General features: G+C 60.0%; 12 protein-coding genes. All 12 read right to left on the reverse strand.

Translation table 11 applies throughout. From position 1 onward, the window contains the following. Positions 1–278: 278 nt before the first annotated feature. Entirely contained in the window at positions 279–1,325 is a 1,047-nt protein-coding gene (locus tag SM765_RS18100; protein WP_071974420.1) for a DUF7146 domain-containing protein, read from the reverse strand. Next, positions 1,322–5,719 carry a strawberry notch-like NTP hydrolase domain-containing protein gene (locus SM765_RS18105; RefSeq protein WP_350152467.1) on the reverse strand — a complete coding sequence of 1,466 codons (4,398 nt, stop codon included), beginning with the start codon at positions 5,717–5,719 and terminating at the stop codon, positions 1,322–1,324. The genes SM765_RS18100 and SM765_RS18105 overlap by 4 nt, the downstream gene beginning before the upstream one ends. Positions 5,720–5,844: 125 nt before the next feature. After that, the gene (locus SM765_RS18110; RefSeq protein ID WP_350152469.1) at positions 5,845–6,144 is read right to left on the reverse strand and encodes a type II toxin-antitoxin system RelE/ParE family toxin; all 300 of its coding nucleotides are present in this window, start codon (positions 6,142–6,144) and stop codon (positions 5,845–5,847) included. After that, complete coding sequence (locus SM765_RS18115; protein WP_037207773.1) at positions 6,137–6,388, reverse strand: type II toxin-antitoxin system ParD family antitoxin; 252 nt, start codon at positions 6,386–6,388, stop codon at positions 6,137–6,139. Before SM765_RS18115 ends, SM765_RS18110 begins: the two co-directional genes overlap by 8 nt. Positions 6,389–6,438: 50 nt before the next feature. Beyond that, positions 6,439–7,083 carry a hypothetical protein gene (locus SM765_RS18120; protein WP_350152472.1) on the reverse strand — a complete coding sequence of 215 codons (645 nt, stop codon included), beginning with the start codon at positions 7,081–7,083 and terminating at the stop codon, positions 6,439–6,441. 106 nt (positions 7,084–7,189) lie between these two features. Beyond that, on the reverse strand, positions 7,190–7,666 hold the full coding sequence (locus SM765_RS18125) for a DUF6915 family protein (RefSeq protein WP_350152474.1): 477 nt from the start codon (positions 7,664–7,666) through the stop codon (positions 7,190–7,192). 1 nt (position 7,667) lies between these two features. Further along, the gene (locus tag SM765_RS18130) at positions 7,668–8,048 is read right to left on the reverse strand and encodes a DUF6878 family protein (RefSeq protein ID WP_350152476.1); all 381 of its coding nucleotides are present in this window, start codon (positions 8,046–8,048) and stop codon (positions 7,668–7,670) included. A gap of 79 nt (positions 8,049–8,127) precedes the next feature. Continuing rightward, positions 8,128–8,424 carry a hypothetical protein gene (locus tag SM765_RS18135; RefSeq protein ID WP_350152478.1) on the reverse strand — a complete coding sequence of 99 codons (297 nt, stop codon included), beginning with the start codon at positions 8,422–8,424 and terminating at the stop codon, positions 8,128–8,130. 117 nt (positions 8,425–8,541) lie between these two features. Beyond that, positions 8,542–8,922 carry a DUF3768 domain-containing protein gene (locus SM765_RS18140; protein ID WP_071974427.1) on the reverse strand — a complete coding sequence of 127 codons (381 nt, stop codon included), beginning with the start codon at positions 8,920–8,922 and terminating at the stop codon, positions 8,542–8,544. A gap of 126 nt (positions 8,923–9,048) precedes the next feature. Next, positions 9,049–11,220, reverse strand: a complete 2,172-nt coding sequence (locus tag SM765_RS18145) for a ParB/RepB/Spo0J family partition protein (RefSeq protein ID WP_350152480.1) — start codon at positions 11,218–11,220, stop codon at positions 9,049–9,051. Positions 11,221–11,871: 651 nt separating this feature from the next. Further along, positions 11,872–13,263: a hypothetical protein gene (locus tag SM765_RS18150; RefSeq protein WP_040403090.1), complete on the reverse strand. Its 1,392-nt coding sequence runs from the start codon at positions 13,261–13,263 to the stop codon at positions 11,872–11,874. Positions 13,264–13,543: 280 nt separating this feature from the next. Further along, entirely contained in the window at positions 13,544–14,248 is a 705-nt protein-coding gene (locus SM765_RS18155; protein ID WP_009574125.1) for an alpha/beta hydrolase, read from the reverse strand. Positions 14,249–14,537 lie beyond the last annotated feature (289 nt).

Below are 14,537 nucleotides of genomic sequence, written 5' to 3' on the forward strand. Positions count from 1 at the left end.
TCTGACCCGATTTGGATGGGGCGATACCAGGACCGGCGGCGATCGGGCCGCATCCGTCAGGATCGGAGCACAGCGGAGAATGCGCCGCGGGCCGGAAAATTGGTCCCGCGAGGAATGAGCCGAAGGCTCAGGGGAATTTTCTGGTTCGGGGCGCATTGCTGCCCGGGCGAGGGGCACTCAGCCCCGACCCGCCGGTCCATCGCTCCCCTTGTCCAAACGGGATCAGATCGAACCGGCGTACCCTTTGCCCTGTCGGACATCACAAGGGAGGTTGGCGGTTACCCGTCCTCGATCTCCAGACCATGTGCTTTCATGGCCTTGAGCACGGAGCGGCGCAGCGCATCCTTGCCGAATGCCCGCAGATCGTCGTTGAAATCGCCCATGCGCGGCACGAGGTCACCACAGGTAATTCCAAGCGATTCCAGTTGGTTACGCAATCTCATTGATGCATTGTGACCAGCTTCGTCGTTGTCCCGTGCGATCCATATACGCTTGACGCCCGGCGGCGGAATGAAGAGGCCGAGATGGGTGGCGGTAAGACAGGAGGCGAGATCGAACTCCGGGAGAGCGGTGCCAACCGAGAGGGAGTTCTCGAGACCTTCGCCGACGATGAGATCAGAGTGGCCCGTTAGGGACCAAAAGCGGATGGCATGGCCGTGCAGCTGCCCGAGGATCCGTTTCGGACTCTCGATCGCGGCCAACCCGCCGGTGGACGGGTCAAGATAGGTGCGCGCGCATCCGGTGATCTGGCCCCGATTGTCTGTGATCTTCGCGAGCAGGGCAGGGGCCCTTTGCGGCGGATCGGCGTCGTCCGTGCCGTGCCGCAGGAAGACCCGCGGGTGATAACGCAGGGCCGGGCCGAGCCGTGTGATCCCGCGCCCCTGCAGATAGGTGGCAGCCAATGTGCCAAGGACCGGCTTGCCAGCGGCGAAAAGTCTCCGCGCCCGCGGGATGTGTTTGCTGGAGGCAGCATCCGGGCGCTCGGCCCTTTGCGTTTCACGAGTTACGGTAGGGCAGGGGGCCTCGCCGAGGAAAGACTGGGCCTCCCTCAGCGTTTCTTTGAGCGTGACCGAACCAAGCCGTTCCTGCAGCAGGTCGATCAGGTCGCCATATTGCCCCGTCGCAAAATCTTGCCAGGACCCGGCCTTGCGCCCTCCCTGCGCGTGGAGCCGGATGGCGAGGCTCTGACCTTTGGCCCCCGAGGTATCGCCAACCTGCCAATAATTGCCCTGCTTGCGCCCCTCGGGAAAATACCAGCGGCAGAAACTCTCGGCACGGTCTGCCAGATCGACCGAGAGGTCTGCTATACTGCGGCGCGCGCTCATGCGGCAGCATCCGCGCCGCTGGCGCCAACCGGATGTTCGGCGAGTACTCGCGCCAGAACCTCGGTGCCGTCCACCGGGATGAAGACCCGCGTCTTCCACTGGATCACCTCGGTGAAACAGCCCATCGCTTTCAGTGCGGGTAAGGCCGAACCCGTCGCGCCGATCAGTTCAAGTCTTGGCTGGCCCATGACAATAGAGCGGCGCAGTTGGTAACCGCCGAGCAGGTTCAGGGTCGTCCTCGCTTCCATCACCGCAGCAAAGACCTCCTGCGGCGCCATCTCGATCTGACAATCGAGCCCAAGCCGCGCGTAGACGTTCAGGAGTTGCTCCTGGCTGACGAGACGGCCGATGGCGCGCTCCCCATCCTCGGTCTGCAGGCGATAGATGCGCATGTTGTCGGCGGGCAGCCGGTCCCAGATCGGCAAGAGGAGCCCGCAGATAAGCGTGATCTTCGAGGTGGTGAACTCCGGCACTGCGTCAACCTCGGCCTGCCAGAGCTGTTCGAACATCGCATCATTGATCTCTTCCCAGTGCGACTTCGAGAACTCTGAAAGCGCGAGGATCTCGGTTCCCATGGGCCGCAGCAGTTTCACCCGCAGGATCGGCACACCATCCTCATCCATGAAGGCGGGCGCCTTCACCATCAGGGCCGCGCGTTTGGAGGAGGTGTTCCAGCACAGTGTCGCACCATTTGTATCGGCGCAGATCGCTTTGACGCGGGGCAAGGTCAGCGGGTCGTTGCGATCCGTGCGCTCAACGGTCAGGGCGGTGGCCGTCGCCCCCGTCGCCTCATGCTCGAAGATGACCTTGCGATCTACGATCACGAACTTTTCGGCGCGCAGGGTCTCGAGGCCCACGTCGAGCGTGCCCGCCTGGCGCGCGTCTTCAATGATGGCCGAGAGGAACCCGCCGAAAGCCTCGAAAATCGCGTCCTGCATGTCGATGCGGAGCGCAAGACAGCGGTTCAGGAACTGCTGGATCGGCGGCAGGTTTTCTTTCATCGTGCCATCCGCCTCATCGAGCGTCAGCCCGGTCATCTCCTGGAATTTGGCGTAAGAGCAGGCCTCGATCTTGCCCGCGCGCAGCTTGTAGAAGAACTGCCGCAGCGCCGCCCGCGCGTAGGGGCTCTCAAGGTTGTCTTCGGCACGGAACATGTTCTGGCCACCGGTCTCGCGTTGCCCCTTGGTGATGGCACCAAGCGTGTCGAGGCGGCGCGCGATGGTGGAGAGAAACCGCTTCTCACCCTTCACATTGGTCGCAACGGGTCGAAAGAGTGGCGGCTGCGCCTGGTTGGTGCGGTTGGTCCTCCCGAGACCTTGAATCGCATTGTCGGCCTTCCAGCCCGGCTCCAGCAGGTAATGTACCCGGAGGCGCTGGTTCTGTGTCCCAAGATCGGCGTGATAGCTGCGCCCGGTGCCGCCTGCATCCGAGAAAATAAGGATGCGCTTGGCATCATCCATGAAGGCCTGGGTTTCTCCGAGGTTGGAGGAGGCGGGGCGGTTCTCAACCTTGAGCCGTCCCTCGCGCGTCTTCACGATGCGCCGCTTTCGCCCCGTGACCTCGGCCACGGCGTCCGCACCAAAATGCCAGAGGATCTGATCGAGCGCACCCTGCACTGGGGCGAGGGCACCAAGATGTTCGATCAGATCATCCCGTCGCCGCTCCGCCTCACGGCAAATAATCGGATTGCCATCACCATCGAGGGCAGGGCGCGACCGCAGATCCCCATTCTCGTCGGTGTAGGGCTCGAAAAGCTGCGTTGGGAAGCTGTGCATGAGGTAATCCATGATGTTCTCGCGCGGCGTAAAATCGACCTGCAGGTCGTCCCAGTCCGAAGGCGGGATGTCTTCGAGGCGCCGTTCCATCACCGCTTCGCTGGTCGAGACCACCTGGATCACCGCCGAATGCCCCGCCGCCAGGTCCGCCTCAATGGCGCGGATGAGCGAGGGGCATTTCATGGCGGTGATGAGATGGTTGAAGAAGCGCTGCTTGTTGCTCTCGAAAGCCGACCGCGCGGCGGATTTCGCCTGGGCATTCAAGGTGCCCGTCTCGGAGGAAATACCCGACGCCTGAAGCGCCGCCTCCAAGTTGGTGTGAATGATCTGATAGGCATCGGCGTAGCTGTCGTAGATCGCGACTTGGGCAGGTGTCAGCTCATGCACCAGCATCTCGTACTCGACCCCGGCATAGGAGAGGGACCGCGCGAGATATAGCCCGAGCGCCTTCAGGTCACGCGAGATCATTTCCATGGCCGCAATTCCCCCAGCCTCCATCGCGGCAACGAATTCGGCCCGTGTCACGAAGGGGAAATCCCCGGTGCCCCAAAGGCCAAGCCGCGAAGCATAGGCGAGATTGCCGACGACCGTCGCGCCAGTGGCCGAGACGTAGAGCACGCGGGCATCTGGCACGGCGTTCTGCAGTGCGAGGCCAGCGAGGCCCTGCTGGGACGCCTTCTTGTCGCCACGGTCGGACTTTTCGCCGGCGGCATTCGCCATGGCGTGGCTTTCATCAAAAGCAATGACCCCATCGAACCCTTCGCCGAGCCAGGACGTCACCTGGTCGAGGCGGGAGGCTTTGCCCTCGCGTTCGGCTGAGCGCAGCGTGGCATAGGTGACGAAAAGGATGCCTTCGGGAAGCCTGATGTCGCCGCCCTGACGGAACTTCGAGAGTGGCACGATATCGCTTTCGCGCCCCCCGAGTGCCATCCAGTCGCGCCGCGCATCCTCGATGAGCTTGTCGCTCTTGGAGACCCACACAGCCCGGCGTCGTCCCTGCAGCCAGTTGTCGAGGATGATGCCCGCGACCTGCCGCCCCTTGCCGCAGCCGGTACCATCACCGAGGAACCAACCCTTGCGCAGGCGGAAGGCGCCTTCGTCCTCCTCGGCCGCTGCCATGAGCTGGCCTTCGATCTCGCCGCGCTTGAACCAGCCCTTGAGATGCGTCTGATGCGCATTGCCCGCGTAGATGACGCTTTCGAGTTGCGGTGCGGAGAGAAGGCCGTCCGCGACGATGCTCTTCGGCAGGAGCGGGCGGTAGGTCGGCACTGGCGGCGGGACCGAGGCCATGGCGGCGGATTGCACCAGCGCGGTCGGATGTTCAGCCGCGCCGTCGATCCGGATCGCCTGAAGGTCATAGGCCTCGTAGACCGTGTCCTGCAGCGCACCGTCGGGTTCGGTCCAGGCTTGCGGCAGGTAGTCGAGCGTGGTCGTCTCGATTTCATCAAAGGGATGTTTGGCGCGATCCGCAGCCAGCGCACGGCTTTCTCTGCGGGCGGCATTGCGCAGGGCATGGAGGTTGGTGCGGGTTGGCCGAGACGGGTCCGAGAGGGCCGATGTTGTTGGGCAGGGTGGGGGGCTGCGGCGCTCCGGGCAGTGGGTCAGCACCGCGTTGAGAAGATCGGCCGTTGTCGCGCAGATCGGATGGTAGGTGGTCGCGTTGTCGACAGGTGCGGTCTCGCTTTCGTAGACTACACGCTTGTCGATTACCGTCAGCCGCGTGTCGATCGTGGTGCCATGCCGTGCGAAGACCTTGCCGTCGATGGCGGCGGAAAACACCACGTCGGCGCTTTGGCCAATCCGCTGAAACGTCGACTGGAAGGATTTCGTCGAGGGTCGGAAGCTCTCGCCAGTGATGACAACGAGACGTCCGCCCGGCGCGAGGCGCGCCAAGGCGGAGAGTACATGCTGGCTGGTGGCATGCCGGAACCGACCCTCGACATGGTTCGCCGCAGAAAACGGCGGGTTCATCACGATGACCGAGGGCGTGATCGACCGATCCAGCCGGTCATCGATCGAGGCGGCATCGTGATCCGAGACGACGGCACTAGGGAACAGCTGTCCCAGCAACGCGCGGCGGGTCTCCGCGAGTTCATTCAACGCCAGGTGCGCGCCCGCAATCCGGGCGAAGATCGCCAGAAGGCCGTTGCCAGCGGATGGCTCGAGCACCAGATCTTCGACCCGAAACCCTGCCGCCTGCCCAACAATGGCCGCGAGCGGAAGAGGGGTCGAGAATTGTTGCAGACGGACGCTGTCCTCAGAACGCCGCGTGTGAGAAGGCGCCAGACCGGCGAGACGTTCGATCATGGTGAGGAAGGCCTGTGGCGAAGGTGCCTGACGCTGCATCAGTGCGCCATAGCGCGACAGCATCAAAATCTGGGCGACCTCGGCGGCCTCATAGGCGTCTTTCCAGACCCAGGCACCGCTGGTGTCACTGGCGCCGAAAGCATCCTCCATCGCCGCGCGAAGTCCGGCGGCGTCGATGGGTCGGCCAGCCTCGAACTGCGGCACAAGGGTTTTCGCAGCCTGGATCAGATTGTGGGCGAAGCGCGAGGCTTCCGGGCGGGCAGGGGCCTCGGGCTCGGGCGCAAGCGGGGCGGAATGGGGGTGAGCGTTCATCGGCAATCTCCGGGGTTGAGGGTTGGCCCCGAGCCCCGCGCGCACTCTCTCACCCGGGAGGGGTCACCCCTCCCGCCCTGCCTCTCGCTCTTTCTGGCAAAGCCCCGATGCGTATTTGTCCGGTGTCAGAACGACCGCAGATGCCGCGGCACGTCCATGGATTGATGCAAAACCCGGATCACGAATATCCTGTCCGGGTCCACCTCATAGAACACAAGATGCCGACCCGTGATCAGTTTCCGCGCGCCCTGCAAGAGATCGGAACAGTCAGACCCCATTTGAGGATTGGCGATTAGTCCCTTCAGAGCACGCTCGATATCGTCGAGATAGCGGTCCGCCTGCGCCTCGCCCCATTGTCGATGTGTCTCGACCCAGATATCGGCGAGATCGGATTTTGCCGCCTGGGAGTGATGGATTTTACGCATCAGAAGCGCCGGAGCGGCTCCGCGCCTCGCGCTTGATTTCGTCCATGTCGAGCGGACCAGCGTCGCCGGATTGCTTGCCCTCCATCAAGGCAACCCGAAGCCGCGCCCGCTGACCTTCCTGCTCTTCCATCAGGCGCAAAGAGGCGCGGATCAACTCGCTGGTTGACCCGTAGCGCCCCTCCTTCAACATCAGTGCGATGAATTCGTCCCAATGGGGGCCAAGTGTGACGCTTGTGCTTGCCATGCTCATCTCCGGGATACGCATGAATAAGATATATGAGTATTGCGAGCATTTCAACTCGGGGGTGGGCTTGCGCCCTGCGCGGCGGCGGCGGGTCTGTGTGCCTCTCGCAAGGTCATTTGGTCTACAAATGCTCGTGCCTCGGACAAACAGTCCAACTCATAGTGCCCGAAGATACCCCAGCAGGCATCGACCTCCTCGCCGTCTCGCTCGATGACATAGCCATAGACCCGTCCGCCGAGATAGGCGTCGTAGCTGACGATTTCTGCACGCAGGATGTCTTCAGCCTTTTCGCGCAGCGCCTTGGTGACGCGGTTCACGCCGAACTCCGTCCGGACCGCCTCGAGCGTCACATAGACGTAACCGACCTGACCGGAATCCCACGGGCAGTGGAACCCGATGGTGTTCATCGCGAGGCCTGAATGATCGTAAAGAAACGCGGGCAACAGGACCGCCTTGCGGTCCGCACGGTCGCGCAGCTGGTCCATCGAGAGATCACTATGATCCGAAACATCGGCAAGATCGCGCAAGAACGCCTCGGGGCTGTCGAACTGATGGCTGTCGCCCAGCCGATAGCGCCGATGCCAGCAGATCAGCGTGCCGAGGTTGGACCACTCCCGTGGGCTTTCTGCGTCGGGGTCGTGGTAGATCTTGATGATGTGGCCCTGGTAGGCCTCCTCAAAGACGGGGTCGCGCATGTCGATTTCCTTTCTTGAAACGCAATCGACCCGCCGGGCCGGTTAAGGGCGCAGACGGGTCGATTGGGACGAGGTCAGATGGTTGGTAAGTTTGCCGCCCGGCGGATCAGGCGGCGGCGCGGTTCTGACGATGCTGGACGTGCTCGACCGAGACCTTCAGGAGCCAATCCTCGAAACCAAGTATGGTCTGGTGATTGGCCACCGCCTCGATCCAGGCTGCGCGTGGATCGCTGCCTATCTGCGTCGGGTCGTTGTTGATCCGGCCATTGGCCATCCACGGCTCAGGCTGAATGCGTCCGAGCCAGTCGGCCAGCGACGGGATCCGCCCCTGGCAGTCCTCGCGCACATGCTGCTCGCCAATCCAACGGATCGGTACGACCCGACCCGCGCTGTTGGTCAGACTACGGCCAAACAATCGCTCAGCCTCGAAGATCCCGAGCGTGTGATGCCGGTGTGCGCGATGGGTGAAAATCGCGAGGTGCTCCTTGGAGGCATCGAACCAATCGTGCACGAACTGATAGTCATCTGGAACACCGCCGAACTTTCGGGCCGAGCTTTCGGCGTGGTGGAGGGGATGTGCCATGTCAGAGCCCCTCGTGTTCGGTTGTTTCGGTCTCGATGTAGCGGTTCGAATGGCTGACATCGATCTCCGCCTCAATCGCCCAGGTCAGTTCGCCATAGCCACCTTCGTTGTTCTCGAAGCCGGGGCTCAGTGCATAGGCAAAATCCCATCCGAAATCTTCGACCCGGCGCCTCAGCTCTTCCGCGAGCGTGATCGTATCAGGCGTCACGACAACGTCCTCGACATTGCCGGAATCACCGTAGCCTTCGTATTGCACCTCGATACTGGTCACGCCGAGGGCACGCAGATTGGTAAGAAGGGCCGCGCGAGTCTCAACCCGCTGCTCGGCCGCACGTCTCTGGGATTCGAGCATCTGCGCGTAGAAATCAGTCGCTTGTGTCATGTCTTTCGTCCTTTGAAATTGAGGGAAAGGGAAGGGCGACCGTTTCACGAGGCCGCCCGGAACGTTTCCTTTGGGGGCTTCAGGCTGCAGCGTCGCCGCGTTTCTCAGCCGTCCGATCAACCAGATTGAAATAGAGGTTCTCGGTCGCGCGCTTGAACCCAGAGGGTTTGCGCGGGGCGAGGCAGCGCACCGAAGGGCTGCAGCTTTCGCCATGCTCCATCGCGAACTGCGTCACCTTGTTGATCAGGTCATCCATGCCCGCGGCCTGGATGCGCTTTTCGGGGTAGCTCCCCAGCATCTGGAACTGGGTAACAACGAAGGCACCATCGCGATGCGCGGGATAGAGGGTGATCTGGTAATCGAGTGTCTTGGCCATCTCTGGTCTCCTGCTGCGGGCGGGACGCGGGTATCGCGCCCCTTCAAAACCCGGCAGCTCGAAAGGACCGCCCTTTGTGCAAGGGCGATCCGGGGCGGTGAGTAGGGATTGGAGGCATCAGTATTCCGACGGAAGAAGCAGGGTCAGCACGCGACGCGTCTGCGCGGGATCAGAGGGCTCGGGCGAGCCGTACGTGTAGTCGACGTCATACAGGTCGAGTTTGAACCAGACGGTTGTACCATCGAGGTCGATGACGCCCATCTCGTGCCATCCCTGCGGATCACTGTCGGCATTGAACCCGTCGAAGGCGGCGACACGTCGGGTCAATTCCAGTTGCGCATTGATCCCAAGCGCCGCGACGCCGCGTGTCATCACGAACTGGCCCTGCGGGGCATCGGCGACCGGGGTAGTGCCGAGGATAGAGCGGCGAAACGCGTCATTCTGGGTGGCGATGCGTGCGGCTTCCTGGACGGGGTCGAGGTCGAGTGTAGTGGTCATGGGATATCTCCGGGACGGGCCAGCCGATCCGATATCGGCTGTAGGCAACCCGCCAGCCGGAAAGGGCCGCCCTCGATGTGAGGACGGCCCAGAGCTCATGTGGCAATCAGATCGGTGTTTGCTTCGTCAGGCCGCATCCCCGCTGAGGAAAGCTGGCAAGGACGATGGTTCATCACTCTCCGCCTCGGCCAGCGCGTCTGCGGCGGGCACGTCACCTTCCTCGGCCTCTGGCGCATCGCCAGTCCTTCTGGCGTCGGCCTCCGTCGCACCGACAAACACCATCCCGTCAGGCAACCAGCGCGTCGTCTTTGCGACCGTGGCGGCGTCAAAACCTTCCGTCTCGCCAGCGGTTTCCGCAAAAGCCCGCTCCATGGCCGCAGCGAGATCGCCCTTGCGCTCGCGATTGCGATCTTCAGCGTAGTCGTCGCCGATCAGCTTACGGGCCGTCGCCACCGCATGGCTCTTGTTGACCCGACCCCAGTAATTCTGCGCAGTCGGGCGCCAGCAGGCCGCCACATCGACGTCAAGCCGCGCGCCGATCTCCTCGATGATCGTGGAAGGGCGATTGTCGGAGGAGAGCTGCGGCTTAACCGCCAGACCCGTCGCCCAGGCGAAAAGCGCCTGCTTGTCGGCAATGGGCAGCGCCGACATGGCCTGGAAGTCCTCGGGTTTCTCCAGCTTCATCCAGTCCGTGGCGAGGTCCTGTTTCAGCGCCTCGAGCATCTTCTGGGCGACGGTGTCCGTGTGCAGCACCTCGCGGTTTTGCGCCTGGAAAGGACGGACCGAGATGTCGAGCGCCTCGTTATTGTAGGACCGCCCCAGAGCCTGTTCGCAGAGCGCATAGAGCATCGCGTCGAACGCCACCTCGAAATCCGCCGCCAGATGCGCCCGCAGGATGTGCTGACGGGTTGCCCGCAGATCGTCGGCGAGGCTTGCTGAAATCCCGTCCGCCTTGCGCAGCGTGGCGGCAGGGTCGGAGTTCGGCACCGGCGTCGAGGAGGTTGGCGGCGTCACCTGCGGACGGGCAGGGGAGGGGGCGCCATCCGCATCTGCGGTGGTCTCGCCGGGCTCGGGCGCGGCTGGAATATCCTCGGGCCGCACCAGACCCTTCTCGACGCGCAACGCCCCGTCATGACCGATGGTCAGAACCACGCCAGCGATAGCACGATCTTCGTCCGCGTAAGGTTGCCGTTCGCGCTGCAGGGCTTCGATCTCGCGCAGGCGCGGCTCGATGGCGTAGTACTCTTCGGTTTCAGCGTCGGTCCAGTCCTCGCCGTCATTCTGCGCCGCCAGTTCTTCCTCGCGCGCAATCAGACGCTCTTCCTCGGCGAGCAGGTCCGGATCGGGGTCGATATCCTGTGGATAGACCCGCCCGAAACTGCGAAACGCGCCGTAGTCCACCGAGAGATGCACTTCGACCCATTTCCACGCCGCCTCGAAGGGTTTGGCCGCAGCCTGCAGTTTCTCAATGGCGAGGCGCTCGAGGAGTTCGGGGTTTTCCATATGGGCACTCGCACGGTCGTCGAAGAGATCGCGTAGCAGAATACCGCCCGCCACCTCATAGGCCTCGATGCCAACAAAGCGCCCGAGGGCCGAGTTCGCCGAATGCGCCGTCTCGGTCAGCTGGCGTTTGATGCTCTGTGGATGGATGTGATAGCCGCCCTTCACTGCGTTCCAGACCGCAAGCTGGCGATCATGGTCGTCGGTCAACGTGAAGGCCATGACGCATTCGAGGGTCAGATCACCGGCACGGAACTGCTCGATGATTTCCGGCGCGACACGGGCAAGCTTAAGCCGGCGGCGCACCAGGTCGACCGAGACGCCGAACTTCAGGGCGATCTCGTCTTCACTGCGCCCCTCGCCGATCATCGCCTCAAAGGCCTCGAACTGGTCGGCCGGGTGCATCGCCGCGCGCTGGAGGTTTTCCGTGGCGGAGGTGAGGACAGCATTGCGCTCATCTTCGACGAGGCAGGGCACCGGGTGATCAACGGGAATGACGCCGTCCTGTGCGAGCTGCTTCAGCGCCTTGAGGCGGCGGCCGCCAGCATCGACCGCAAAACGTGTCTCAGACAGAGCATGAACCACCAGGTTCTGCTTGATGCCTGTCTCACGAATGCTGGCAAGGAGCTCGGCGTCATCGCTGGCGCTTGCCGCAACCTTGCGCACGTTGAGCGGGCTCGGCTCCAACTGGTCGAGTGAGATCATCCGGACGCCGGCGGCGCCGTCGGGCGTTGCCGGTCCAGTGCCTTCGGTCTTTTTCTTGGTGGCGGGTTTCGATCGGGTCGTGGTCTTGGCCATGATCAGGGTCCTTGTCATGCCGGACCCGGATGAGGCTCTCTCTATCCTTTCAAGCCCGGCACCCGGGCTTCCCTTTCTCGGACTTTCTCAAGTGACACTTTCAGTTCTTGGCTTAGTGTCAAAATCCAAAACCAGTAGATGACGACTAGTGCGAGAACGATAGCGGAGAGGAAAACCTTGTGACTTCGGTCATGGCGCGTCGCCACACACCTCCAATCCTTGAGCCTGCCGAACGTGCTTTCGGCCCAATTGCGGCGCTGGTTGTACTTCGCGCAGGCTGTCGGTTGCTTTGGGTTTGGAATTAAGTTTTGTGTCCACGCCGCCCTTAGTGCGACAGATAAGGTGGCATCGCTCCCTCTTTTAAGACCCTACCGGTCGCGCAACGGAGCATCTTCAGGTAGGTTACAGCGAACTTTGAGGTCTTGTCCTCGTCGTGTCCTTGAACGACGCCGGCCATTATCCGCGCAAAAAGACCTTTGTAACTTCAAAGCTTCCACTAGCTATAGAGCACTTTAGATGCGGCGTAGCCTCCCAGAACTTACGCCAGACATTAAAAAGTAAAGAGGAAAGCATGGCCATCAGATTCTCCTCTCTCCACCTAGTCCGACACTCTAGCAGCGGGTTGGTGGGAAGGCTGTTCATCCCATTAGCTCAGGTCATCGCGCCTGCGATCAAAAGTACTATCATTATTACCAAATAATAGCACACCACAAAGCTGCCGTTCCATTTCAGCCCAACCTCATGAGCGGGCTTGCCAGTCAAGGCCACGGCGATCGCCAATGGTGATGCAAATGGAGAAATGAGCATGGTACCAGACCAGCCACACATGACAGCTATCATCAATATCAGATCGGGCACATCAATTCCTGATGAGATTATTGCACCGGTACAAACCAACGCACTTACCATCGGCGATAAGCCAAGTTGGCCAGCCGCTGTCATAAGAAGAATAACAATGCATCCCACTGCGCCAGGACTAATTGAAACACTCTCAAACAGCTTTCGAAGATGATCGTCTGGTAGTATTTCAACAACAGTAAAACCAAGAAAGGCACTGGCCCCAATCAGGCAAATTTCACTGGTGGAATCCGGGAGCGCTTTGAAACCTTCGCGGGCGAGGGATGTCAGGCTATTAGAGAAGGGTTGCCTTTCAGTTAGTAGCACCCAAAGGACCGCTACTAAGGGAATAACAATTAGAATTGCCGCACGTAATGGAATTCCGATCAGCGCCTCCGAAACAGCCGATAACCCCGTGATAGAGAGAACTAATCCGAGAAGCGCGACCATCGCCAAACCAGCGCCTTCATGAGTCGGTGGCACAAATGTAGGGTGAACCGTGTTTTCCAGGCGATCAAAGATCCAACCTAGGACGAAGAATATCACAGTTAGACCGAGACCATATGGCAGATAGGAAATGTAATCGATGCTCGGCATCATTGGGATGAGCATGTTGATCGCGAGGCCCATAGGCGACCAAAGAATCGTCGCTCCGAATCCGCGGAGTACTGCATTTGTAATTCTCTGGCCCTGTACTTCTCCAATATCGTGCGTTGGCGCGAGACGGTTACGCTGCGCCAACGCAATCGTTAACAGAAGCTGGATACCACCAAGGTTCAGCAAGATGCCAAAGATATGACTTCCGCTTGCCAAAAGCGCAAACCTCCGTGAAGGTGACTGGGTGACCAGGAAGTGCGCAGCGGTGCTAACGATTTTCGAACGTGTCGCAGCCACCCGCAGAATCGCCATGACGGTCAGCAGCGCTGGAAGGTAGAGCGCGCGGCTCGCAGCAAGGGCAAGGCTTTCCACCTCGCCCCCGGCAAGAATCAATAACAACCCAGATAGGATGGCGAGTAGGAACATAATTTTGGAGTTCGATCGCACGGAATGCCAGCACAATAGAATGTGAGACACGATCAACACCATCGCAGCTCCTGCAAACAAGTGATTTTCACTTAACAAATCTGCGAGAGTGAAAACGGTTCCACCGAGCAGCAGAATGGATGAGGCTCTAGATAGCCATCTTTGGCGAGCAACCATTTGCATTGTTTTCACGCACCTCACAACAACAATTCGGAGGAAAATCTCCACCCTAGAATGCTAGCCGAATGAATTTGGCACTCCTCCAGAGCATTCACACGCTGAAAACGAAATTCGCGATTCTATAACTGATACTGACTGCCCCCACAAAAGATCGGCATCTTGCGCGGAAGCGGTAGCCCATCAATTACAGCGCTAGCCCGCAAACTGTGCCATCTATAATATGAGATTTCTGCGGTACATCTGAGCAAATCTAAATGTATGTGATGAATCGGTTTAGGGCGCCTTAAGGAGTGGATAGTACGGCAGCAAGTGTTTCATCTGGTTCGGTCAGCATTGCCAGATGACTACCTTTGACTTTAATTACATTCGCCTTGCGCGTAAGCGCCAAAGGCAGAAAACGAGTCATAGGCGAGACTATTCCCCATTTGGTGCAAAGTATATAAGACTGCGAAACTAGACCGATGTCAGGCGAAACACTAACTGGCTCAAAAAACGTACGCCAAGGCTGCAAGCACGTCCGCGGCTCTACAAATTCAAGTACTGTTGGATCGTTAACGCCGAAAGCCTTCATAGAAATGGGAGGAATTTTTTGGTCTGCGCCTCGTGCCGTATCGTACAATTCCCGTTTATCGATATCTATCATATCTACCAGCGACATACCGTTATCGGGCATAAATGCATCGAAAAATATTAGAGATCTAATTTTTTCAGGGATTCTGGAGTGCACCCCGGAGATAACCATACCTCCGTAGCTCCACCCCAATAGATCAACATTGTCTAGCCCTTCCATTTGAATGTGCGAAACTACATCCTCAATATGAAGGGTCAGATCGGCAGAATTGGAATTAGTATGACAGCGCTCACCTAGACCGGTTAGTGTTGGGGTAGTGACGATACACCCCTGCATACGCAGTCGCTCAGCCAGATCGCGCCAAACCCAGCCACCAAACCAGGCTCCCGGCACCAAAACAAAGGTACGTTTAGGCATAATTCCTCCTTTGGTATTCCAAATTCCTCGAAAACGGCTAAGGCATCGTTCGAGTCGATCATCTTTCAACTTTTCATTGCCGAAGGTCGTACGCCGCTACCTAGCAAAGTTAGGCAACGGCAGGATGCCTGAATTTTTGCGAAGTAACCTAAGCTGCTACTCAACATCGACTTCGGATTTTGTATGGAGCCCACAAAGTAATGTGGGCTCCATACTCCGGCTAACCTGTTAATCTCCGAATTTTCATTCACTTCACTGCTCTGCGAGATTAAGTGCGACTTAGGCGGAA

Source organism: Pseudophaeobacter sp. 1A09344, from assembly GCF_041008745.1.
GTDB classification, from domain to species: Bacteria; Pseudomonadota; Alphaproteobacteria; order Rhodobacterales; family Rhodobacteraceae; genus Phycobacter; species Phycobacter gallaeciensis_A.

Coding starts and splice junctions, on each gene's coding strand:
- SM765_RS18100 (WP_071974420.1), bottom strand. CDS start 1,325: ATGAGCGCGCGCCGCAGTATAGCAGACCTCTCGGTCGATCTGGCAGAC.
- SM765_RS18105 (WP_350152467.1), bottom strand. CDS start 5,719: ATGAACGCTCACCCCCATTCCGCCCCGCTTGCGCCCGAGCCCGAGGCC.
- SM765_RS18110 (WP_350152469.1), bottom strand. CDS start 6,144: ATGCGTAAAATCCATCACTCCCAGGCGGCAAAATCCGATCTCGCCGAT.
- SM765_RS18115 (WP_037207773.1), bottom strand. CDS start 6,388: ATGGCAAGCACAAGCGTCACACTTGGCCCCCATTGGGACGAATTCATC.
- SM765_RS18120 (WP_350152472.1), bottom strand. CDS start 7,083: ATGCGCGACCCCGTCTTTGAGGAGGCCTACCAGGGCCACATCATCAAG.
- SM765_RS18125 (WP_350152474.1), bottom strand. CDS start 7,666: ATGGCACATCCCCTCCACCACGCCGAAAGCTCGGCCCGAAAGTTCGGC.
- SM765_RS18130 (WP_350152476.1), bottom strand. CDS start 8,048: ATGACACAAGCGACTGATTTCTACGCGCAGATGCTCGAATCCCAGAGA.
- SM765_RS18135 (WP_350152478.1), bottom strand. CDS start 8,424: ATGGCCAAGACACTCGATTACCAGATCACCCTCTATCCCGCGCATCGC.
- SM765_RS18140 (WP_071974427.1), bottom strand. CDS start 8,922: ATGACCACTACACTCGACCTCGACCCCGTCCAGGAAGCCGCACGCATC.
- SM765_RS18145 (WP_350152480.1), bottom strand. CDS start 11,220: ATGGCCAAGACCACGACCCGATCGAAACCCGCCACCAAGAAAAAGACC.
- SM765_RS18150 (WP_040403090.1), bottom strand. CDS start 13,263: ATGCAAATGGTTGCTCGCCAAAGATGGCTATCTAGAGCCTCATCCATT.
- SM765_RS18155 (WP_009574125.1), bottom strand. CDS start 14,248: ATGCCTAAACGTACCTTTGTTTTGGTGCCGGGAGCCTGGTTTGGTGGC.